This window comes from Streptomyces sp. HUAS TT11, from assembly GCF_051553595.1.
Classification (GTDB): domain Bacteria; phylum Actinomycetota; class Actinomycetes; order Streptomycetales; family Streptomycetaceae; genus Streptomyces.
Window position 1 is genome coordinate 8,420,017 of the sequence record NZ_CP196184.1, and the last position, 20,677, is coordinate 8,440,693.

General features: G+C 70.7%; 17 protein-coding genes. 10 read left to right on the forward strand and 7 right to left on the reverse strand.

The genetic code is table 11. From position 1 onward, the window contains the following. The first annotated feature begins 236 nt into the window (after positions 1-236). A complete protein-coding gene (locus tag ACSHXN_RS37870) occupies positions 237-2,462 on the forward strand; it encodes a glycoside hydrolase family 127 protein (RefSeq protein WP_438305470.1) in 2,226 nt (741 codons plus the stop codon). Between the two features lie 284 nt (positions 2,463-2,746). On the opposite strand, the gene ACSHXN_RS37875 is transcribed toward ACSHXN_RS37870, so the two are convergent. Then, positions 2,747-4,267 (reverse strand): hypothetical protein, encoded by a 1,521-nt coding sequence (locus ACSHXN_RS37875; RefSeq protein WP_438305472.1) that lies wholly within the window; start codon positions 4,265-4,267, stop codon positions 2,747-2,749. 61 nt (positions 4,268-4,328) lie between these two features. On the opposite strand from ACSHXN_RS37875, the gene ACSHXN_RS37880 reads away from it, so the two are divergent. Beyond that, a complete protein-coding gene (locus ACSHXN_RS37880) occupies positions 4,329-5,108 on the forward strand; it encodes a TetR/AcrR family transcriptional regulator (RefSeq protein ID WP_356110004.1) in 780 nt (259 codons plus the stop codon). Between the two features lie 74 nt (positions 5,109-5,182). Here ACSHXN_RS37880 and ACSHXN_RS37885 read toward each other — a convergent pair whose 3' ends face one another. After that, positions 5,183-6,211: a helix-turn-helix transcriptional regulator gene (locus tag ACSHXN_RS37885; protein WP_438305475.1), complete on the reverse strand. Its 1,029-nt coding sequence runs from the start codon at positions 6,209-6,211 to the stop codon at positions 5,183-5,185. Between the two features lie 329 nt (positions 6,212-6,540). Further along, complete coding sequence (locus ACSHXN_RS37890) at positions 6,541-6,972, reverse strand: hypothetical protein (protein WP_438305477.1); 432 nt, start codon at positions 6,970-6,972, stop codon at positions 6,541-6,543. Positions 6,973-7,092: 120 nt separating this feature from the next. Between ACSHXN_RS37890 and ACSHXN_RS37895 the strand changes: the two genes are divergently transcribed. The 3 genes from ACSHXN_RS37895 (at position 7,093) to ACSHXN_RS37905 (ending at position 10,507) form a co-directional block, all read left to right on the forward strand. After that, on the forward strand, positions 7,093-7,722 hold the full coding sequence (locus ACSHXN_RS37895) for a DUF3887 domain-containing protein (protein WP_438305479.1): 630 nt from the start codon (positions 7,093-7,095) through the stop codon (positions 7,720-7,722). 581 nt (positions 7,723-8,303) lie between these two features. Further along, a complete protein-coding gene (locus tag ACSHXN_RS37900; protein WP_438305481.1) occupies positions 8,304-9,809 on the forward strand; it encodes an MFS transporter in 1,506 nt (501 codons plus the stop codon). Positions 9,810-9,994: 185 nt separating this feature from the next. Then, entirely contained in the window at positions 9,995-10,507 is a 513-nt protein-coding gene (locus ACSHXN_RS37905; RefSeq protein WP_355131736.1) for a TetR/AcrR family transcriptional regulator, read from the forward strand. A gap of 140 nt (positions 10,508-10,647) precedes the next feature. On the opposite strand, the gene ACSHXN_RS37910 is transcribed toward ACSHXN_RS37905, so the two are convergent. Beyond that, positions 10,648-11,274, reverse strand: coding sequence for an alpha-ketoglutarate-dependent dioxygenase AlkB (locus ACSHXN_RS37910; protein WP_355131707.1), 627 nt, complete (start codon positions 11,272-11,274; stop codon positions 10,648-10,650). Positions 11,275-11,515: 241 nt separating this feature from the next. Beyond that, positions 11,516-12,346, reverse strand: coding sequence for a helix-turn-helix transcriptional regulator (locus ACSHXN_RS37915; RefSeq protein ID WP_355131705.1), 831 nt, complete (start codon positions 12,344-12,346; stop codon positions 11,516-11,518). 103 nt (positions 12,347-12,449) lie between these two features. Here ACSHXN_RS37915 and ACSHXN_RS37920 point away from each other — a divergent pair, with 103 nt between their 5' ends. Then, positions 12,450-13,343: an NAD(P)-dependent oxidoreductase gene (locus ACSHXN_RS37920; protein WP_438305485.1), complete on the forward strand. Its 894-nt coding sequence runs from the start codon at positions 12,450-12,452 to the stop codon at positions 13,341-13,343. A 98-nt stretch (positions 13,344-13,441) separates the two neighbouring features. Here ACSHXN_RS37920 and ACSHXN_RS37925 read toward each other — a convergent pair whose 3' ends face one another. Beyond that, positions 13,442-13,636, reverse strand: coding sequence for a hypothetical protein (locus ACSHXN_RS37925; RefSeq protein WP_383353578.1), 195 nt, complete (start codon positions 13,634-13,636; stop codon positions 13,442-13,444). On the opposite strand from ACSHXN_RS37925, the gene ACSHXN_RS37930 reads away from it, so the two are divergent. Continuing rightward, the gene (locus ACSHXN_RS37930) at positions 13,635-14,414 is read left to right on the forward strand and encodes an SDR family NAD(P)-dependent oxidoreductase (RefSeq protein WP_355131701.1); all 780 of its coding nucleotides are present in this window, start codon (positions 13,635-13,637) and stop codon (positions 14,412-14,414) included. The genes ACSHXN_RS37925 and ACSHXN_RS37930 overlap by 2 nt on opposite strands. A gap of 898 nt (positions 14,415-15,312) precedes the next feature. Here ACSHXN_RS37930 and ACSHXN_RS37935 read toward each other — a convergent pair. Further along, complete coding sequence (locus tag ACSHXN_RS37935; RefSeq protein WP_355131699.1) at positions 15,313-15,984, reverse strand: AIM24 family protein; 672 nt, start codon at positions 15,982-15,984, stop codon at positions 15,313-15,315. A 155-nt stretch (positions 15,985-16,139) separates the two neighbouring features. Between ACSHXN_RS37935 and ACSHXN_RS37940 the strand changes: the two genes are divergently transcribed. The 3 genes from ACSHXN_RS37940 (at position 16,140) to ACSHXN_RS37950 (ending at position 20,617) form a co-directional block, all read left to right on the forward strand. After that, complete coding sequence (locus tag ACSHXN_RS37940; RefSeq protein WP_355131698.1) at positions 16,140-16,886, forward strand: L,D-transpeptidase family protein; 747 nt, start codon at positions 16,140-16,142, stop codon at positions 16,884-16,886. A 314-nt stretch (positions 16,887-17,200) separates the two neighbouring features. Further along, complete coding sequence (locus tag ACSHXN_RS37945; RefSeq protein ID WP_355131696.1) at positions 17,201-19,030, forward strand: sensor histidine kinase; 1,830 nt, start codon at positions 17,201-17,203, stop codon at positions 19,028-19,030. A 99-nt stretch (positions 19,031-19,129) separates the two neighbouring features. Beyond that, positions 19,130-20,617, forward strand: a complete 1,488-nt coding sequence (locus tag ACSHXN_RS37950) for an FGGY-family carbohydrate kinase (protein ID WP_438305489.1) — start codon at positions 19,130-19,132, stop codon at positions 20,615-20,617. Positions 20,618-20,677: the final 60 nt, after the last annotated feature.

Sequence of the window (20,677 nt, forward strand, 5' to 3'; positions counted from 1 at the left end):
CCCACATACTGTCACTCAGCAACTCGAACAACGGTCGAAATATCGAACAATCGGTAGGGGTTGATCTCCCGCGGATCCCGACCGCGCGCCCGCGCCGTCCGGCCCCGCTCGTGCCCCGTCACGCACCCGCCCCGTACGCACTTGTCGGAACGTCACGGCTTCCCCGTCCCCGGCCGGAACACCCAGGCGGGCCGCCCGAGCCTGCCGTCGCACCGCCCCGGCCGTACAGGACCCCCGTGGCCTCCGCCGTCACCGAGGAGTTCACCATGCCCGAGTTCTCACGGCGCGACGCCCTACGGCTGACCGCGCTCGCCACCGCCATCCCCGCGTTCCAGGCGATGTTCCCGGCGGCGGCCGGCGCGGCGACTGCCCCGACGGCCGCCGCGGTGGGGGAGGGCTCTGCAGCGGGGGCCGTCCTTGCCTCCGCCTCGCCCGTCCCCTCGTCCTGGGTCGTCAAGCCGTTCGACAACACGCGTGTGACGCTGGCGCCGAGCCTGTTCACGGACAACCGCGACCGGGTGCTGAATTTCCTGCACGCCTACTCGGCCGACCGGATGCTCGCCGTCTTCCGCACCAACGCGGGGCTCGACACCCTCGGCGCCCAGCCGCCCGGCGGCTGGGAGACCGCGGACGGCAACCTCAGAGGCCACTACGCCGGACACTTCCTCAGCGCACTGTGCCTGGCGTACGCGGGCACCGGCGAGCCGGCCTACAAGGAGAAGGCCGACTACATGGTCACCGCGCTGGGCGAGTGCCAGGACGCCCTCGGCGCCCTGGTCGGCACCGGCGACCCGGCGGCGCCCAGTCACGCCGGCTATCTGGCCGCCTACCCCGAAACGCAGTACATCCGGCTGGAGCAGTACGCGACGTACCCCACGATCTGGGCACCCTGGTACACCTGCCACATGATCATGCGCGGGCTGCTCGACGCCTATCAGCACACGGGCAATCACCAGGCGCTGGAGATCGTTCTGGGCATGGGCGACTGGGCGTACAGCCGGCTCGGCCACCTGCCGCGCACCCAGCTCGACCGGATGTGGAAGATCTACATCGCGGGCGAGTACAACGCGATGCCGGTGGTCATGGCCGACCTGTACGCCCTGACCAAGGACGAGAAGTACCTGACCACCGCCAAGTGCTTCGACAACACCTACCTGTTCGACGCCGCCGTCGCCGACGAGGACACCATCGACGGAGAACACGCCAACCAGCACATCCCTCAGTACCAGGGATACCTCGAGATCTACGAACAGACCGGGGAGCGCGCGTACTTCGACGCGGCGAAGAACTTCTGGGACATGGTGGTGCCGCACCGCACCTATGTCGACGGCGGCATGGCGGGCTCGGGGGAGATATTCGGAGCACGGGACGTCATCGCTTCCACGATCCAGAAGAGCAACGCCGAGACGTGCTGCGTCTACAACATGCTCAAGCTCAGCCGCAGCCTGTTCTTCCACACCGCCGACCCGAAATACATGCAGTACTACGAGCGGGCCCTGTACGGGCAGATCCTCTCCTCACGGCAGAACACCTCAAGCGACACCAATCCGCTGCTGACCTATTTCGTGCCGGTCAATCCGGGCGCCCGCCGCTCGTACGGAAACCTGGGCACCTGCTGCGGCGGCACCGGGCTCGAAACCCACGCGAAGTTCCAGGACTCCGTCTACTTCAGTTCAAGGGACGGCTCCACCCTCTACGTGAACCTCTACCTTCCGTCCACCCTCCACTGGCCGGAGCGCGGGCTGACCGTCACCCAGTCCACGCAGTACCCGACCGACCCGAGCAACACCAGCAGCCTGACGGTGACCGGCAGCGGCCACCTCGACCTCCGGCTGAGGGTCCCCTACTGGGCCGAGCAGGGCTTCACCGTCCGGCTCAACGGAGTGCGCCAGAGGATCGACGCCGAGCCCGGCGCCTACGTCTCGCTGAACCGGCGCTGGCGCACCGGGGACCGGGTGGAGATCACCGCGCCGTTCACCCTGCGGATCGAACGCGCTCTGGACGACCCCGCCACCCAGGCCGTCGCCTACGGCCCCGTCCCCCTGGTGATCCGGAGCTCGGCCACGGCGTACCAGAACCTCACCCTGTACCGCGACTACCCCCTCAGCCGCGATCTGAGCAGCGCCATCCGGCCCACCGGGGAACCGATGACGTTCACCACCAACGGCCTGACGCTGGCGCCCTTCTACATCAACACCACGGACAACTACCACGTCTACTTCAAGCGCGCCGAACCCGAGATCGTCTTCGGAGCCACGGCCACCGGCATCGAGAACCGGCCCGACGCCGAAGGCCTGACCTTCCTCGACGAGGTCTGGGACCGTGGACCGTTCCGCAACAGGGGCGGTCTGGTGCAAGCGGTCACCGCGGTCAGCCGGGATCGTGTGGCGGCCGGGGAGCTCACGGCCGACGAGCGCAACACGCTGATCAAAGCCGCGGCCCGGGCGGACATCGCCTCCTGACCGCACCCCCTGTCCCGGCTCTGCCCGGCGCCCCGACCGGTCCACGGGGCGCCGGGCGGGGCCGTCCCCCGGCCTGACCTCGGAACGACAGGGCGCCCGGTCGGCGCCATGTCCGGCCGCGCCGGTCGCCGGCGTCGCCGGCGTCGCCGGCTCCCGTTCCGGACGGGCGGGTGGGGCCGCCGTCGTGACTGCTGCCGCTCCGCGCAGCCGGCCGGGCCCGCTGCCGCGACCCCTTCGACGGGCATTCCGGATGCCGCGGCGGACCGTCGCCACGTCCGGCACGGTCAGCTCCGGGGGCCGCTGGAAAGGAACACCGGGGTGACGGTGAGATCCACGTGCACGGTGCCCGCCTGATGTCGGACCGACCGCTGCTCACCGAAGGCGTCGACCGCCCGGACGGTGGGATGGGGCCAGGACCGGGCGACGGGAACCGGGGGCTGGTCCTCGCCCGTGAACACGTCACCGTCGGCCCAGAGAATGTGCAAGGGACCGCGCCCGTCGCGTATCACCTCGAAGGCGAACACGGGGCGCCCGTCATGGCCGCCGTCGAGTCGGCGCACGGCGGTGGTGCCGCGGAGGTGCGCGGTCAGCAGTGCGAAGGTGTCTGCGGCGGGGCGTCGGCCGGTCATCCGCCGGTCCTCGTAGTCCATGAGCGCCAGCTTGCCGAACAGGAACCCCATGAGGTTGAACCGATCGCTGTAGTCCGGGATCTCCGGCGCCAGGTTCCAGCACGCCGTCCTGGTGATCCCCGAAGCGAGGGCGAGCACATTGCGTGTGACGATCTGCCGCTGATTGATTCGGTCCCGCTTCGCCGCCAGCTGAGGGGAGCAGCCCTCGAGGAACATCTGGAGCTGAGGCGGAAGGTCCGGCATCCGGGCGTAGAGGGCGCGCATCGTCCTGCGGTCCGGGGTCTCGGCGGCGCCCTTCTCGGCACCGTCGTCGGCGAGGTCACCCGTGTCCGCCCCCACCGCGGCGCCGGAGCCGACACCGGTGAAGGCCGCCGTCATGGTCTGCTCGAACACCCCTTGTGCCTCGGGGAGTTCGAAGAGGGTCGGCCCGTTGTACTCGCCGGCCACGACGGGCCGTTCGTAACCGTGACGGCGCATCATCCGCCGTACGGTCGCAACCTGCTCCGGGATCGCCCGAGGATCGCCGTAGAGGTGGACCGAGAACAGGTCGAAGGCGTCCCGTCCGTGCTCGACGAGATGGTCGAAGAACCGGCGGGCCTCGCTGTCGGGCGGGCTCGAGAGGACGTCGTACCCGCAGCCGCCGAGCACCACTGCGGAACCCGGGTCGCAGGAGCGGACCGCACGGTGGAAGACGGTCAGCTGCTCGACGTATTCCGGTGCGGTGCCCGCCCAGAGCAGGCCGGTGTTGCTCGGCTCGTTGTTGCACTGCCAGTGGTCGACACGGCCCCGGCAGCGGCTGACCAGCGCCCGCACGAACCGTTCGTACTGCTCGAGATCCTTGGCCGGTGACGACGGCAGGAAGTTCGACGGATGCCGGGTGGCCCACGGAGAACTGCAGCAGACGGTCACCCAGGTCTCGACGGCGGGATCCAGCTGGCCGAGGATCGCGTCGACGACCGTCCAGTCGAAGCGCCCCGGTTCCGGTTCGACCTGGCTCCAGTACACATAGACGCGCACCAGCCCGGCTCCGAGTGTGCGGGACTCGGGCACGAAGCTGTCCGGCGTCCCGAACATGCCATAGCTGATGCCGCGGACGACGCCCAGCCGGATGCCCGCCGGACCGTCGGCGGGTCCGTCCTTGGTCCCGATCGTGCCCTTGCTCATGGTCTCCCTCATGTCCTTGATCCTCGCTTGCGTATATCTCGTATACCTAAGGTTGAGTCTATATACTCGCACCGTGAAGGAAAAATCGGACAGCTCGCCACCCCCCTTGATCTGGACCCAGCCCGCGCCCCGGCGCCGGCAGAGCCCTCTCGAGCGGGACGACATCGTGCAGGCAGCCGTCGCGATCGCCGACGAGGGCGGGGTGGACGCGCTGACCATGGCCGCGGTCGCCCGCCGGCTCGGCCCGTACACGCCGATGGCGCTCTACCGTTATGTGCTGAACAAGGACGGCCTCGTCGACCTCATGCTCGACCGTGTCACCGGCGAGATCCCGCTGCCGGCGGACCCCGGCGACGACTGGCGCGCCGACCTGCGCCAAGTGGCACTCGACAGCTGGCACATGGTCAAGCGCCACCTCTGGTACGCGCAGCTCGTCCCGACACGCCCGCCGCTGGGCCCGCGGATGATGCGCCGCACCGAGTTCCTGCTGCAGGTCCTGATCCGGCAGGGGGCCACGGTCGGTGACGCCATGACCTACACGGCGCTCCTCGACCGGCACATCTTCGGCAGCGCCCAGCAGGAGGCGGAGGAACTGGCCATGCGGCGCCGCCATGGGCTGCACACCCCGGAGCAGCTGACGCAGGCGATCACAGCGGCGCGCGAGCTGGCGGCGGCGGGGGGCCGACATCCGGCGCTGACCGCGTGGATGACGTCCCCCACGGGGCCGGACATGGACGAACAGTTCGCGCTGAGTCTCGCCTTCCTGATCGACGGTATCGCGACCCGACTGCCCGGCCCGGAGCGCAGCGCCGATACGACGTTGGACCTGAATCCCCCAAGGCCGGTGCGGTAGGCGTGGTGCGGGTTCAGGTCACGTGGGGGCAGGGTGTTGCCGTGGCGGTGCGGCGTGCCCGCAGGGCTACGGCGTCAGGTGACGGCCCCTTGACGCAGCCAGCCTCGTTCGGCTGCGAGGAGCGCGATCTGGAAGCGGGTCCGAGCCCCGAGGGCGCTGCCCGCCTCGCTGACGTGCTTCTGGACGGTACGGCGGCTGACGTTGAGTACGCGGGCGATGGCGTCGTCCTTCATGCCCGTCGCCATGAGGCTCAGGATTTCGCGGGTCCGTTCGTCGACCTGCGCCGGCTCCCGGCCCTGCCGCGGCACGGGCGAGTCCTGCCTGCTCTCCAGCGTCGCAGGCGTCGCGTGCTCCCAGATCGTTTCGAACAGGGCGACGAGTGCGTGGACGAGGGCGGGGGAGCGTACGACGAGCGACCCCGTCGAGGGCCGGTCGCTGTGCAGAGGCAGCAGAGCGGTGGTCGCGTCGAACAGCACCAGTTTGATGGGCACATGCGCGCTCAGCCGGAGCCGGCCGCCGCCGACCGTGCCCCGCAGAGCCGTCTCCAACGACACCGTGTCGGTGAGACCCTCGGTCTCGTAGACCGACCGCAACCGAACACCTTCCCGGACGGCTGCCTGAGCGGCATCCGCGTGGGCCGGCCCGTCCGAGGGCCCGGTCACATAGGGCGGCTTGGCCAAGTGCAGCACCTCGTGGCTGCTGCTTCTGAGGAGATGCACATAGCGCGCGGCGACCTCTGCGCCGTCTTCCACTGCTTCCACCAAGTGCGTCTGTGCGCGGGACGCCGAGTCGTAGATCTCGTGAAGCCGCTCCATGTAGAGCTCGGTCCGGGCCAGTTCACCGCGTCTGCGGGCGAGCAGCGGCCCCAGCGACGAGCGTGGCGGGACGGCCTTCCACCGCGGGGGACGGGCTTCGACGCGGATCACGAGGAGAGCAGCCTCAAGGGCCTCAAGCGCTCGCTCGGTCTCTTCGGGAGAGGCGCGGACCGCATCGGCCACGGCGAGGCAATCGGCCGACGGCCGGCCCACCAAGTACTCCAGGACCCGCCCGCTGAGCGGGTCGAGGCCGGTTCCCGCCCACGGGCTGTGCGACGTGACGTCCATGGGGCCTGACGCTCCTGTGGTGTGCATGATTGCTGTTGATCGTATGTCCTCGCCGCCGGACGTGCTCCCGTGCCGGGCCGCGCCGTTGCTTTCGGGCGCGTCCACTTGCTCGCCCAAGTGGCCTTGCACGGCATCCGCATGAACCCACCCACGGCCTTCTCGCTCGGGACCGGAAGCGGCGGACGTCGGCACCCTGGGCTCGTGCCGGACCGTTGGCGGGGGTGGTGTGCCGGCGCGGCGGAGCGGTGCGAGACCCGGGCTGCGCACGCCACCTTCCCGGCCGCAACGTGCCACCGCCACGATCCGTACCCGGCTGCTGCGAGCGACGCTTAGGCCCGGGTGGCCACGGCGGTGATGCCGGACGCCCGTAACGTGCGGGCCATATGTTCCATCTCCGGGAGCGTTCCCGAGCAGTCGCCGCTCAGCACGCTGTGCAGCACCGCCCTGGTGGCCGCCAGGTCGATGCCGAGCTCGGCTCGGAGCACCCGCATGATCACGACGTTGTTCGATGACGCGCCGAGCACCCGCAACGTCACCGGTCCGTGTTCGGCGAGCAGTTGCTCCCGCCGCTCGCTCGGCATGTCCCCGCCGCACAGGGCGAGGGCGAATCCGCAGGACGAGCATGCCGACTCGACATCCCATCGCACGCGGCCGTCGGCAAGGGACTGGACACCGTGGCACTCCGTCGCCGCGCCGCAGTCCGGACACATCGCGGAGTACGTGACCGATGCAAAAACGGCGTGCTCCATCCTCACCCCCATGGGGTGAGGGTAGACGAAGGCCGACGCGCGGTGAGCGGCCGTTTCCGTTCCCGCAGACATGACCCGGGAAGCCGTAAAGGAGTCCTTGACAGGTCGGCAACGTAAAGGCAGCCTTGACATGTGGCCGACTCTCCGATGTCCCTCGCCGCTCTCAGCGCCCTGCTGGCCGACAAGGCCTCTGCCTTGGCCGAGGCGGTGGGCAGTCCGCTGACACCGTCGGCCCATCTCGACCTGGTCCGGCGTTCCGAGGCCATCGACGAGTTGGCCGAGCGGGTGTTCAAGCTGTGTGTGCAGCAGTCCCGGGACGCCGGCCACACCTGGCAGGAGATCGGGGACCTGCTCGGAGTCACCCGTCAAGCCGCCTTCCAGCGCTTCGGCAAACCCATCGACCCCCGGACGGGAGAACCCATGGACAAGACGGTGCGCATGGCCGACGCCGCGGAACGCGCTCTCACCGTTGTCACGGCTGTCCTCGAAGGCCGGATGGACGAAGCCCGGCGGTCGTTCAACGCCGAGGTGCTCGCGGCATTCACCGACGAGGTGCGAGGGAACGGCCTTGCCGCGGTCATCGGCCTGGTCGGCGCGTTCGAGGGCTTCGGGGAGGGTGAACCCTTCGTCCGGCGCATCGGTGACCACACGGTCGTCGACATCCCGCTCCGGTACGAGGCCGGCGACATGAAGGCCCGTGTCGCGTTCGACACGGACGAGAAGGTCGCCGGCCTCTTCATCCTTCCCCCCGAGACACCGTGACCGGGCCGTATCCGTTCTGCTTCTGCCGCAGCGAGAGAGCCCTGCCCGTGTCGGCCGACTCCTTCGGCACGTCGCCTGTCTGACATTCGGCCGGAACGAGAACCGGTAGCCCGGGGGAGGGGCAGGGCGCGACACCGGCATGTAGGCAGCCGCCGAGGCGGGGCGCGCGCCGAGATCCGTCCGGGCAACGGGGGTTCGACGATGTGTCCTGCCCGTCCGTCGGCCGGGCGGCCGGGGAAATCGCGGCGGAGCGGTTGGCTGCGATCAGGACAATTGTCAACATCCCACGCAGAGTTCAAGTGAGTTGATCTTGCCTCTCCAGGCACCGTCCGGACATCGGACGGGAGGATTCCCCCCGTCGGGGAGGTGGGGGGTGAAGTTTCTTCACGAAGAACCGCCCTCCGGTGACCCCGATGACTCCCGGAACGTGACGCGAACTGCCGTATGGGGCGGCCGATGTGGAGGGGGCGCCGCCGTCGGGCGGGAGTCGGCCCAGGCGGTCGGTGATTCGGTGAATGGCTATTCACCAGCTAGGGTGAATGGGAATTCACCTCACCTCCACACCGACCGCCGGAGCACCCATGCCCCCGATACCCGCGCCGTCCGATCGTTCCGCACCCCCTGCGCGGCCGGTCGGACGCACGGGACTGCGGGACCGGATGACGGTCCCCGTGCTGGCCTTCGGTGGAATCCTCATGGCCGTCATGCAGACCGTCGTGGTTCCGCTGCTGCCCGATCTGCCCCGCCTCACCGGCTCGTCCGCCGGCACCGTGTCCTGGATGGTGACCGCCACCCTGCTGTCCGGTGCGGTGCTGACCCCGGTACTCGGGCGTGCGGGAGACATGTACAGCAAACGGCGCGTGCTGGTGATCGCCCTGGCGCTGATGACCGTGGGCTCACTGATGTGCGCGCTGTCCTCCGACATCGGGGTGCTCATCGCGGCCCGGGCGCTCCAGGGCGCGGCGGCAGCGGTCGTCCCGCTGTCGATCAGCATCCTGCGCGACGAACTGCCGCCCGAGCGGACCGGATCCGCGGTCGCCTTCATGAGCTCCACCGTGGGCATCGGCGCGGCGCTCGGGCTGCCGCTCGCGGCGCTCGTCGTCCAGTACGTCGACTGGCACGCCATGTTCTGGCTGACCAGCGCCCTCGGTGCGCTCGGTCTCTTCCTCGCCTGGTGGGCCGTGCGTGAGTCGCCCGAGCGATCCCCCGGCCGGTTCGACGTCCTCGGCGCACTCGGCCTCGCCGCGGGCCTCGCCAGTCTGCTGCTGGCCGTTTCGGAAGGCGGCCAGTGGGGCTGGAGCAGCCCCCGGATCGTGGGTCTGTTCGGCTGCTCCGTCGTGATCCTGGTGCTGTGGTGCGTGCAGCAGCTGCGTGCCGAACACCCCCTCGTGGACCTGCGGCTCGCGGCCCGCCCGCGGGTCGCCCTGCCCCACCTCACCGCACTTCTCGTCGGCTTCGGCTTCTATGCGAACTCGCTTGTGACGGCGCAGCTCGTCCAGGCCCCGAAGGCCACCGGCTACGGGCTCGGGCTGTCGATCGTGGGCAGCGGGCTGTGCCTGCTGCCCGGCGGAGTGATCATGCTGCTGTTCTCGCCGCTCTCGGCCCGGATCTCCACGGCCCGCGGTCCCCGGGTCACCCTGGCCCTCGGCGCGGCGGTGCTCGCCCTCGGATACGCGGTACGCATCGCCGACAGCCGCGACCTGTGGATGATCATCGTGGGTGCCTCGATCGTGGCGACCGGCACCACCCTCGCGTACTCCGCGCTGCCCACGCTGATCCTGCGTGCCGTACCGGCCGGGCAGACGGCCTCCGCGAACGGTGTGAACGTGCTGATGCGCACCATCGGCCAGGCCACCTGCAGTGCCGCCGTCGCGGCGGTCCTGGTCCGGCACACCAGCCTCGTGGGCGGAGCCTCCGTCCCCACCCTGCACGGCTATCTGCTGGCGTTCGCCATGGCGGGCACGGTCGCCCTGGTCGCTTGTGCCGCCGCCCTCACCATCCCCGGAGACAATGCTCCCGACGGCGGTGTCCGCAGGCTCCGGCGGCGGGCGGCGCCGGCCGAGGAAGAGGCACTGGAAGGAGCGTGATCACGGTGACCGACGGGCGCGCCGCCGCATCCACGGACCGGATCACCGGGCAGGCGACGGCATCCCTGCACGAGGCGACGGCGACCAGCCGCAACGCCGAGGCCGCGCCAAGGACGCCCGCACCCCGTACGGGCGGTCAGGGCAGGCCGCCGGGGCGCCGTGACGCCGAGTCCACCAAGGCCGCCATCCTCCGGGCCGCGCGACACCTCCTCGCCCGGCACGCCCACGGGGACATCACACTGAAGGCGGTCGCCGACCGGGCGGGGGTCAGCCCTCCGCTGATCCTGAAGTACTTCGGCAACAAGGACACTCTCTTCTCGCAGGTCATGTCGTTCGAGGCGGACGTGGCCGCGCTGCTCGGCGCACCGCTCCCCGACCTCGGGCGGCACATGGTGCGCCACGTCCTGAGGAGCCAGACCGAACAGGGAGCGGACCCGATCCTGCGCATCGTGTTCGCGCCCCTGCACGGTGAACAGGGCGACATCCTGCGCGCCAACTTCCGCACCCAGGTGAGCGACCGTCTGGCCGCGCGGCTGACCGGTCCCGACGCGGGCCTGCGCGCGGAACTCGCGCTGGGATCGCTGCTGGGCCTGGGAGTGATGTTCGGGATCGCACGCGGCACACATCTGCGCGCCAGGGACCTCGACGACATCGTCGACCGCTGCGCCCCGGCCGTCCAGGCGCACCTGACACCCTGACCGGGCTCGGTTGAGGTCCTCGACCGGGCTCACCTCACGGCTTGACCGGCCGAGCTCGGGTCCGTGACGGGGCTCACTCATGGGCTGACCGGCCGAGCCGGTCAGCTCCTCACCGGGCCCAGGTCACATCCTGACGGCCCTCAGTTCACACCCTGCGGCCGGAACTGGATGCTGATCCGGGGTCCGGTCGCGCGAGTGGACTTCAGGACGGCGTGTTCCCAGGTCCGCTGGCAGGAGCCGCCCATCACGATGAGGTCGCCGTGCCCGAGCGGCCGCCGGATCGTCTCCCCGCCGCCGCGCGGGCGCAGAGCCAGATCGCGTGGCGCACCCACGGAGAGGATGGCGACCATGGTGTCCTCCCGCGCGCCGCGGCCGATCCGGTCCCCGTGCCAGGCCACGCTGTCCTTGCCGTCGCGGTAGTAGCAGAGGCCCGCCGTGACGAAGGGTTCCCGCAGTTCGGCGGCGTAATGGGCGGACAGTGCGGCGCGTGCCTCCTCGAGCGCGGCGTGCGGGAGCGTCTCGCCGGCGCGGTAGTACGACAGCAGACGCGGCACGTCCACCATGTGCTCGTACATCTGCCGACGCTCCGCATGCCACGGCACCTCGGCGGCCAGCTTCTCGAACAGGGTGTCGGCCCCGGTCAGCCAGCCCGGCAGCAGGTCGATCCAGGCCCCTGCCCCGAGCAGGGTCCTTTGCAGCCCCTTGAGCGAGCCGAGCCGGATGTCGTCGGTCTGGTCGAAGAGCGAGCCCTGGAGGTGCATGGCCATAGAGGCAGGGTACCCCTCCATTCGAAAATGTGTTCTGGTGCCGATGGAGGCCGGCCCGAGGCGGACACCATGCCGCCCGCGGCTTCGGCAACGCAGGCGCCCGTGTGCCCGGCTTCGCTCGCGTCTCTCTCGCAACCGGGGTCCTGTCGAAGCCGGAGCCCCGCCAGTCGCTGCGCCCCGGACCGATCCCTCGGTCGGCGCGCCTCATGGGGACCGGGCCCACCGCTTCGTTTCGGGGAGGTCACCCTGTGAGCAGCTGTGTGCCTATGACGTTCAGGAGCGCCAGGCGGTCGGCGTCCTCGGTCCCCGGCCGGGCCGTGTAGACCATGATGCGCAGATCGCTGCCGGCGACGCCGAGGACGTCGCAGTCCAGGGTGAGGGCACCGACGTGGGGGTGGTCGACGGTCTTGCGGGCGGCTTGGTGTTCGGCGACGGCGCCTGATTCCCACAGATCGTTGAAGGGGGTGCTGCGGCGGCGCAGTTCGGCGATCAGGGACTTCAGGCCCGGGTCGTCGGGGTAGCGGCCGGCGGTGCGGCGCAGGTCGGCGACCTGTGCCGCTTGGAGCGCGCCCTTCGATTCGGGGGTGTGACGTACGCGGCCGTGAGGGTTGAGGAAGTTGCGCCAGACCGCGTTGAGATCGTTCCCGTGCCATTCCCCCATGAGCGCCGTGTAGAGGGGATTGGCGAGCAACTGGGTCCAGGAAGCGTCGAAGACGGCGACCGGTGTGCCGGTCAGCCGGTCCAGCATGCGATGGACGCCGGGGGTGATGTGCCGTGGGATCGTGCCCGGACCCGGTGGGGCGAGGCCGGCCAGCCGGAAGAGGTGGTCCCGTTCGTCCTGGGTGAGCCGCAGGGCGCGGGCGAGGGCTTCGACGATCTGGGGTGAGGGGTTGGTGGCGCGTCCCTGTTCCAGCCGGATGATGTAGTCGGCGGAGACCCCGGCGAGCTGGGACAACTCCTCGCGGCGCAGTCCGGCGGCGCGCCTGCGTCCGCCCGAGGGCAGACCGACGGTCCGGGGCGAGACCTGGTCGCGCCAGTGGTGCAGGGCCGCGCCGAGTTCTGTGGTCGCCATGCCCTTGATTGTGGCAAGAGAGGTTCTTGTCTGTCCTGGTACTGCCGTTCCCATGAAGACGGGTCTACTCCCTGATCGTGTGGTTCCTGCCGATCGTGGAGGCATGACAGAAGCACAAACGCCCGCAGGGCCCGTCGTGGGGTTCATCGGGCTGGGTGACCAGGGTCTGCCCATGGCCGTCGCGATCGCCGAAGCGGGATTCCCCCTGCATCTCCGGGTCCGGCGTCCTGCCTCCCTGGACGGCCTCGGCAAGGTCACCTACCGGCGGCACGACACGGTCGGTGAGCTGGCCGCAGCCTGCGACATCGTCTGCCTGTGCGTGAGCACCGATGACGACGTCCTGCACCTGGCCGGGGAGATGCTCGAAGGGCTGCGTCCCGGAGCAATCGTCGTCAACCACGGCACCGGCCTTCCCGGCAACGCCGTGCGACTGGCCGAGCTGTGCGCGAAGGGCGATGCGGAGGTGTTGGACGCCCCGGTCAGCGGCGGTCGCCCGGCTGCGCAGGAGCGCCGGCTCACCACGATGGTCGGCGGTCCATCGTCCGCGGCCGAGCGTTGCAGGCCCGTGTTCCAGTCCTTCTCCCGTCACGTGGTGCACCTCGGCGGGACCGGTGCGGGACAGACCGCGAAGCTTTTCAACAACGCGCTGCTGATGATGAACCAGGCCACGATCGGGGACCTCGTCGAACTGGCCGTGGAGCTGAAACTGGACCCCGGCCGGCTGCTGGAGGTCCTCAAGCTGGGCAGTGCCGCCAGCGCAGCACTGTCCCTGCTCAACACGATGGTGCGGCTCGACAACGTCGAACACCTCTCCGGTGTGGAAGCACTGGACATGGAGTTGTTCGACCAGGCCGTGCGCGAGGCCGGAATCGACGCGACCGCCGTCACCGAGCGCGGTCTCGCCGGGGCACACGGGCTTGCGCGGCTGCTGCACCGCCTCGACGCCGGAACAACGCCGGCGCTCACCTCCTCCGAGGAAACCCGGGCCGGCCGATGACGTGACGCGGCCGGACCTGCGCGAACGCAGCAGCCGGGGCCACGGGCGATACGGGCGGATCGCCCGGACCACCTCGCGCCACGGCAAGGACACCCTCCTCACGGTTCGACCCCACACTGTTCGCCGCCGACCGGGCGTCCTGCCGACAACCGGCTCGGTACCCGATCCGCCGGAGCTGCGGCGCCGGCGATCACCACCTGGGTGGCGATCTGCCCGAGGCCGTCGCCGAGCGGTGCCTCGCCGAAAACCCCACTCCGGCCGCTTCGGCCGACATTCGAAAGGAACAGCACCATGAGCAAGCTCGCCCTCGTCACCGGCGCCACCTCCGGCATCGGCAAGGCATTCGCCGAACGCCTCGCCGCGGACGGCTACGACCTGATCATCGTCGGCCGCAACAAGGAGCGCCTCGAGGAGTTCGCGGCCAACCACACCGGCGTCAACGTCCGCACCGTCGCCGCCGACCTGTCCACCGACGACGGCGTCGACACCGTCGCCGAGATCTGTGCCGGCGAGCCGCTGACCATGCTCGTGAACAACGCCGGTGTCGCCCACTACATGCCGCTGGCCGAGCTGCCCGCCGACAAGGCCCGCGAACTCGTCCACGTCAAGGTCGTCGCGCCCACCATGCTCACCCGCGCCGCGGTTGCCGGCATGCAGGAGCGGGGCGAAGGGGCGATCGTCAACGTGGCCGGGATGATCGCTTTCAGCGGTCCCGCCGACAAGTCCGTCATGCCCCGCCGCGCCGTCTACGCCGGTTCCCTGGCCCACCTCGTCGCCATGTCCCAGACCCTCGGCGCCGAGTTGGCGGACACCGGCGTCCAGGTTCAGGTCCTGTGCCCGGGCGTCGTCGCCACCGAATTCCACACGCGGCAGGGACTCGACATGAGTGTCGTGCCCCGTATGAGCGCCGAGGACGTGGTCACCGCCGGGTTGCGCGGCCTCGAACTCGGCGAGGTCGTCTGCGCACCCGGCGTCGAGGACACCGCTCTCCTCGACGCCGTCTTCCGGGCGGACCTCGACGCCTTCGGCGGACAGAGCCCGGAACTCGCCTCCCGTTACCGGTCCAGCTGAACCGGTCCCAGGGCGGTCCCGGACCCGACCACTTGGCCGGGTCCGGGGCGGGGACCGACAGGCGGATTCCTGAGGGGAGCCGCCGAGCAGCGTCAACGATCACATCGGCAACACCCCTGCTGTGAAGCAACCTTGAGGACCCGAGCGTCGTCCTGATCAACAACGACCGCGTGGCGCGACCGATCCGAACAGGCCCCGGACGGATGTACGGGCGCGGATACACACCATGTGCCCGTCCCCCGCGACGGCACGGGCGAACTGCGCCGGGCGGCCGACCTGGCGGCGGAGGCGGGTGGTCGCGCCGCCGCACCGAACGGGGCCCGGCGTCGTCCGCGCGCCGCGGACGCCCTCCTGGACACCGTGCCGTCGCCCGTGCACCCGACTGCCGAACTGCCGGCTCCACTCAGTGTGTTGACCCGTCGAACGGTTTGACGGCCGCTCTCCCGGCGGACCGCGGACCGCCGGTGCCGGAACCGGCGGCGGTGCGACACCCGCCACGGGGCAACCGCGCCCTGCCGCCGACCCGTGATGTGGACGTGACCGCGGCGGAAGTCCCTGCGCCGACTCGACCAACCGCCCCCGAACAGGCTCGAGGGCACCGTCGACTCCTGGTCGCCCGAGTCCTGCGGCGCCGAGCTGCACGCCGGCTCGGGTGGCTGCCGCACGCCTTCCACCCGCCGGCCGAGGGCAGCGGCAGGAACGCCGTCGGCGACATGGTGCACGGGGCCCGTGCGGCCACACCGGACGCCGCCGACCTGTACGGCGCACGCAGCACCGAGCGCCGGGCGGTCGACAGCGTGTGGGCCGCCGTCCAGGTCGGCCGCGTCCGGCACCCCGGCTTCGGGGCGCTGACGGCCCGCAGAGCGGAAGGGGCCCCGCCGCGACGGGGCCCCGGCGATCAGTGCTCCTTCTGCGGCGTCACTTCGCTGGGCCGTACGACCACGTATCCCTCGCCCTCCAGCTTCAGCTGGACCGCTTCGCCCGAACCACCGCGCAGCATCGACCCGATGGACTGCGACCGGTGCAGCGACGTGTTCAGGTGCGCCGTCCAGCCCACCACCGCATCGGTGTCGACGAAGACCGGATACTGCGGCGAGACGGGTATGACGAGGGGGTTGCCCTCGCAGATCAGACCCAGCTTGCCGGACCCGGTGAACACGCTGTTGAACAGGCCGCCACCGGCGATGCCCGCGCCCTTCACGGTCTGGATCCGGTACGACAGGGTCGCGTCGAAGCAGAGCACGTTCCGTCCGTTGACGGTGAACTCGTCGCCCTGCTCGACGTCCACGACAAAGCAGTTCTGCGCCTCGTGCGCGAACCACGCCTCGCCCTGGCCGCGCACCGCCATCAGCGGCAGCCCCTCACCGGTGACGGCCCGCTTGAGCATCCCGCCCACGCCCTGGCCCTTGCGTTCGAACTGCAGATTCCCGCGGAAGGCGACCATCGCCCCCTGCCGGGCCATCATCTCGCCGTTCACGACATACCGGATGGACTTGGCGTTCTGCACGGACATGCCGGGCGCGGAGGCCGGCTGGACCATGTGGTCACTGGAAAAGAGGTCACCCTTCATGCGCGCATCCTGTCCCGGAGGGACTCCCTCCGCCAAGATCGCGCATGTCCTGATACGGCAACAACCCCGACCGGCGTCGGGAACGCCCGGCGAGAACGGTCCTTTCGCCGCTCCGGGCTGACGAGTTCCTCACAAGTGTTCGTCAGGGTCGGAGCATGATCACAGCAATACGTGTGCCGGCCGGGGTCCTCGTCGCCTCGCTCCTGGTGACCGGGTGCGCACAGGGCGGCCGGGCCACGGCGCCGCGCGCGGCGGCCGCCGAGGCGGTCCGGGAGACCTCCGTGCCCGTGCCCGCCCCTTCCGCCTCCACCACCCCCCGAGAGCTGCCCGGCCTCGGGCCCGGGACCCTGGCCGAGGTCCCCTCGACCGCCCGGCAGGTGGTTGTGGTGACCGGACAGGGCAGAGACTCGTCCGACTCCACCGTGGTGCTCCACGAGCGCACCGCCTCCGGCTGGCAGTCCGGCCAGGAATGGCCCGCGCACAACGCCCTCAAGGGCTGGACCAGCCACCACACGGCGGGTGACCTGCACTCGCCGATCGGCGTCTTCTCCCTCACCGACGCCGGTGGACTGCTGCCCGACCCGGGCACCCGGCTGCCGTACGACCACTCGGGCGGCTTTTCGATCGTCGGGACCGGCTTCGAGGGCGAGTCCCTGGCCGGCTCCTTCGACTACGTGGTCGCGATCGACTACAACCGAAAGCCGGGCACCTCGCCGCGCGACTGGACCCGGCCCCTCGGAGCGGGCCGCGGCGGAGGCATCTGGTTCCACGTGGACCACGGCGGTCCCACCCACGCCTGCATCAGTCTGAGGAAGACCGACATGAGAGCGCTGCTGCGAGCGCTGGATCCGGCCCGGCACCCGGTGGTCGTGATGGGCGACGCGGCGTCACTCGCGCGCTGAACCGTGTGCCGCGCGGCCCTGCGCAGGGATGTGAGGAGCATGTCAGTGTGTGGGAAGCCTCTCCCGCCCGTCCCTGTGCGGAACGCTGCACCTAGCATCGGCTGCGTGTGCGCACATCTACGGGTCGTGGACGACGACGAGCAGCAGACCGAGCTCATACGCCCGACGCGGCCACGCGAGCGGCACACCGCGACCGTGGTCCACAGTGCCGGGGCCGCTCGCGAGGGAGCGCGGCGGCGACGGCCCGGTCTTGTCCCCCCGGCCCCGGCACCACGCGCGTCCGGAGGCGGCCGTCCGTGCGGCAGGGGCCTCCGGTGAGCCGGGAGCTTCCGCTGCGCAAGAGCCTGCTCGTCCGGCTGATGGTGACCTCGGTGCTGATCGCCGTCTGCTCGGTGGCGGCGACGGCCTGGCTGGCCGTGCAGACGACGACGCGCGCCATTCAGGAGGAGCAGGGACAGGTACTCGCCGACGACACGGAGATCCTGCGGGAACTGAGCGGATACGCCGCCACCCACCCGGACTGGTCGGACGTGGGCAGGACCCTCCACACGCTGTCGGTGCGCACGGGGCGCCGCATCGCCCTGACGACGCCCGAACGCATGCCCCTCGCCGACTCCGCGACCCGTCGCACCCCCCTGCCGCCCCGGGCCTCGGCCGTCGTGGACCCCTTGCGCACCGACACCTACTCGGAACCCGGGGCGCAGCTCAGCGGCATCGACCCCCGGGCCGTCGGACCCTACCGCCTCACGTCGAAGGAGCGGGCCCGTGTGCACACCCTCGCCCTGGTACGGCAGAAGTGCTTCCGCCGTGCCGGGTTCGAGACCACGGTGAGGACCTCGCCGAGCGGCCGGTCCGTGCTGACGGGGGAGGAGGCCGCGTCGGGCGACGGCTACGTCGCGTCCGAGTGCACCGACGGAAAGCTCAACACCCCCGTGCCCGCCGAGCAGAAGGCCTTGGCCGCGCTGACCGACCTGACCCACACATGTCTGGCGCGCACCGAGGCGCACCCGCCGCAGGTGATCCTCTCGGTCGGCTTCTCCGTCAAGGGCATCGAGGCCGACTACATCCAGGACGGAAAGACAAGGACGGGACGTCCCACGACCGCCGACGCATCGACGGACAACTGCGTCGCCGAGTCCCGCAGGCAGCAGCTCGACCCCTACGTCGCCCCCGTGGCCGATCTCTTCCTGGGCAACGGCGGCGGCACCCTGCCGCGCTTCGACATGTCCCCTGCCAACAAGGCCAAGGTCATCGGGGTCACCGGACTCGTGCTCGTGCTGACGGTGGGCGTGACCGCGGTGGTCGCCACCCGGCTCGTACGGCCGCTGCGGGCACTCACCCATGCCGCACAGCAGCCGCCGGAGCGGCACGTCCGTGTACCCGTCACCACCCGGGACGAGACCGGCATCCTGGCCGAGGCGTTCAACGCGCTGACCGAACGCAGGGAGCGTCTGGAGGCGCAGCGCAAGGCGCTCGTCAACGACGTCGCCCACGAACTGCGCACCCCGCTGACCAACATCCGGGGCTGGCTGGAGGTGACCCGCGACGGGGTCGTCGACCCGGACCCCGAACTGCTGGCCTCGCTCCATGAGGAGGCTCTGGTTCTCCAGCGCGTCATCGACGATCTGCAGGACCTGGCGGCCGCCGACGCAGGGACGCTGCGGCTGCACCGCGAACCCGTACGCGCGGACGATGTGCTCGCGCAGGTCGCTGCCGCCCATCGGGTCGCGGCCGACTCCGGTGGTGTCCACCTGGTCACCACCGTGGACGGCTGCCCATGGCTGGACGCCGATCCGGTCCGCATGCGGCAGGCGGTCGGGAATCTGGTGTCGAACGCGATCCGCCACACCCCCGCCGACGGCACGATCACGCTCTCCGCGCGGGCCGCCGGCGACCGGGTGGTCATCGAGGTGGCCGACACCGGCGGCGGCATCGCGGCACAGGACCTGCCGTACGTCTTCGACCGGTTCTGGCGCGCGGAGAAGTCCCGCAGCAGACGAACCGGGGGAAGCGGCCTCGGTCTGGCCATCGTCCGTCAACTCGCCGCCGCTCACGACGGTACCGTCACCGCCGCGTCCGAGACGGGGGTCGGTTCGGTCTTCACGCTGGTACTGCCCGGGATGGCGGCACCGGCGGACGGCTGAGACGTCAACAGCGCGGTACCCACTTCGCGTTGCGACCGCTGATCGTCCCCGAAGAGGGGAACGATGTCCCGGGAGTCTCTATGCGGAGGACGGGAACGCATGACGGTGCTCGGTGTCGACATCGGTACGTCCAGCAGCAAAGGCGTGCTGGTCGGTGGGGACGGTACGGTTCTGGGCACCGCCGTGCGCCCGCATGCGGTAAGCCGGCCCCGGCCCGGCCACGTCGAGATGGACGTGCGTGTCTGGTGGGACGAATTCATCGCGCTCGCCCGCGAGTTGGTGGCGCCGGGCACCGTCGTCGACGCGGTCGGCGTCAGTGGCATGGGCCCCTGCGTCGCCCTGGCCGACGAGACGGACACACCGCTGCACCCGGCCGTCCTGTACGGCGTGGACACCCGCGCCACCGCCCAGATCGCCCGGCTCGACGCCGAACTGGGCCGCGACGCCGTGCTCGGCCGCTGCGGATCCCTGCTGTCCACCCAGGCGGTCGGCCCCAAGATCGTATGGCTGGCGGAGCACCGTCCCGATGTCACCGCCCGCGCCCGGCGGCTGTACATGCCGAGCTCCTATCTCGTACGGCAACTCACCGGTGTCTACGTTCTCGACCACCACTCGGCCAGCCAGTCCGTGCCGCTGTACGACTCCCTCGGCCAGGAGTGGTACCGCCCCTGGGCGCGGCGCATCGCGCCGGACATCGAGTTGCCGCCCCTGCGCTGGCCGGGTGAGATCGCCGGCCGTGTCACCGCCGAGGCGTCCGCCGCCACCGGGCTGCCCACCGGGATTCCGGTCGTCACCGGCACCATCGACGCCTGGTCCGAGGCGCTGAGCGTGGGCGCCCAGGGCACCGGCGACCTGATGCTCATGTACGGCAGCACCATGTTCCTGATCAACACGGTGTCGGAGCGGCTGCTGGTGCCCCAACTGTGGAGCACCGTGGGGGCCTTGCCCGGTACACGCAGTCTGGCGGGCGGCATGGCGACGTCGGGGGTGATCACCGACTGGCTGCGGGATCTGCTCGGCGCTCCCGACCACCACGCGCTGCTCGCCGAGGCCGAGGCGTCCGGCCCCGGCGCGAAGGGCCTGCTGATGCTGCCCTACTTCGCGGGCGAGCGCACCCCCGTCGCCGATCCGGACGCCCGCGGGGTGATCGCCGGTCTGACGGTGGAGCACACCCGAGGTGATCTGTACCGCGCCGCGCTGGAGGCCAGCGCCTACGGTGTACGGCACAACGTGGAGGCGATGCGTGCGGCGGGCGCCGACATCCGCCGGGTCGTCGCCGTCGGCGGGGGCACCCGGGGTGGTCTGTGGACCCGTATCGTCTCCGACGTCACCGGCCTGGAACAGGAGATCAGGACCGTCACGATCGGCGCGAGCTACGGAGCCGCTTTTCTCGCCGCCGGCGCGATCGCGGACGTCGACATCGACACCTGGAATCCGGTGCGGGAGCGTGTTGCGCCCGATGCGCGACGCCGGTCCCGGTACGACGACCTGTACGGCCTCTATCTACGGCTGTACCCGGCGACCCGTGACATCGCCCATGCGCTCGCCCGGCATCAGCGCGCCCTCGCCGAGGACCCGCCGCGGTGAGACCGGCCGACCCACGGTCCCGCCGAGGTCCGTCGAGGGTGCGACGGACCTCGGCGGCGG

Excerpts from the sequence above, each read along its gene's own strand:
- ACSHXN_RS37920 (WP_438305485.1), top strand. The coding sequence starts at position 12,450 with ATGACAGAAGCACAAACGCCCGCAGGGCCCGTCGTGGGGTTCATCGGG.
- ACSHXN_RS37885 (WP_438305475.1), bottom strand. The coding sequence starts at position 6,211 with ATGGACGTCACGTCGCACAGCCCGTGGGCGGGAACCGGCCTCGACCCG.
- ACSHXN_RS37915 (WP_355131705.1), bottom strand. The coding sequence starts at position 12,346 with ATGGCGACCACAGAACTCGGCGCGGCCCTGCACCACTGGCGCGACCAG.
- ACSHXN_RS37930 (WP_355131701.1), top strand. The coding sequence starts at position 13,635 with ATGAGCAAGCTCGCCCTCGTCACCGGCGCCACCTCCGGCATCGGCAAG.
- ACSHXN_RS37890 (WP_438305477.1), bottom strand. The coding sequence starts at position 6,972 with ATGGGGGTGAGGATGGAGCACGCCGTTTTTGCATCGGTCACGTACTCC.
- ACSHXN_RS37950 (WP_438305489.1), top strand. The coding sequence starts at position 19,130 with ATGACGGTGCTCGGTGTCGACATCGGTACGTCCAGCAGCAAAGGCGTG.
- ACSHXN_RS37925 (WP_383353578.1), bottom strand. The coding sequence starts at position 13,636 with ATGGTGCTGTTCCTTTCGAATGTCGGCCGAAGCGGCCGGAGTGGGGTT.
- ACSHXN_RS37940 (WP_355131698.1), top strand. The coding sequence starts at position 16,140 with ATGATCACAGCAATACGTGTGCCGGCCGGGGTCCTCGTCGCCTCGCTC.
- ACSHXN_RS37875 (WP_438305472.1), bottom strand. The coding sequence starts at position 4,267 with ATGAGGGAGACCATGAGCAAGGGCACGATCGGGACCAAGGACGGACCC.
- ACSHXN_RS37900 (WP_438305481.1), top strand. The coding sequence starts at position 8,304 with ATGCCCCCGATACCCGCGCCGTCCGATCGTTCCGCACCCCCTGCGCGG.
- ACSHXN_RS37935 (WP_355131699.1), bottom strand. The coding sequence starts at position 15,984 with ATGAAGGGTGACCTCTTTTCCAGTGACCACATGGTCCAGCCGGCCTCC.
- ACSHXN_RS37910 (WP_355131707.1), bottom strand. The coding sequence starts at position 11,274 with ATGGCCATGCACCTCCAGGGCTCGCTCTTCGACCAGACCGACGACATC.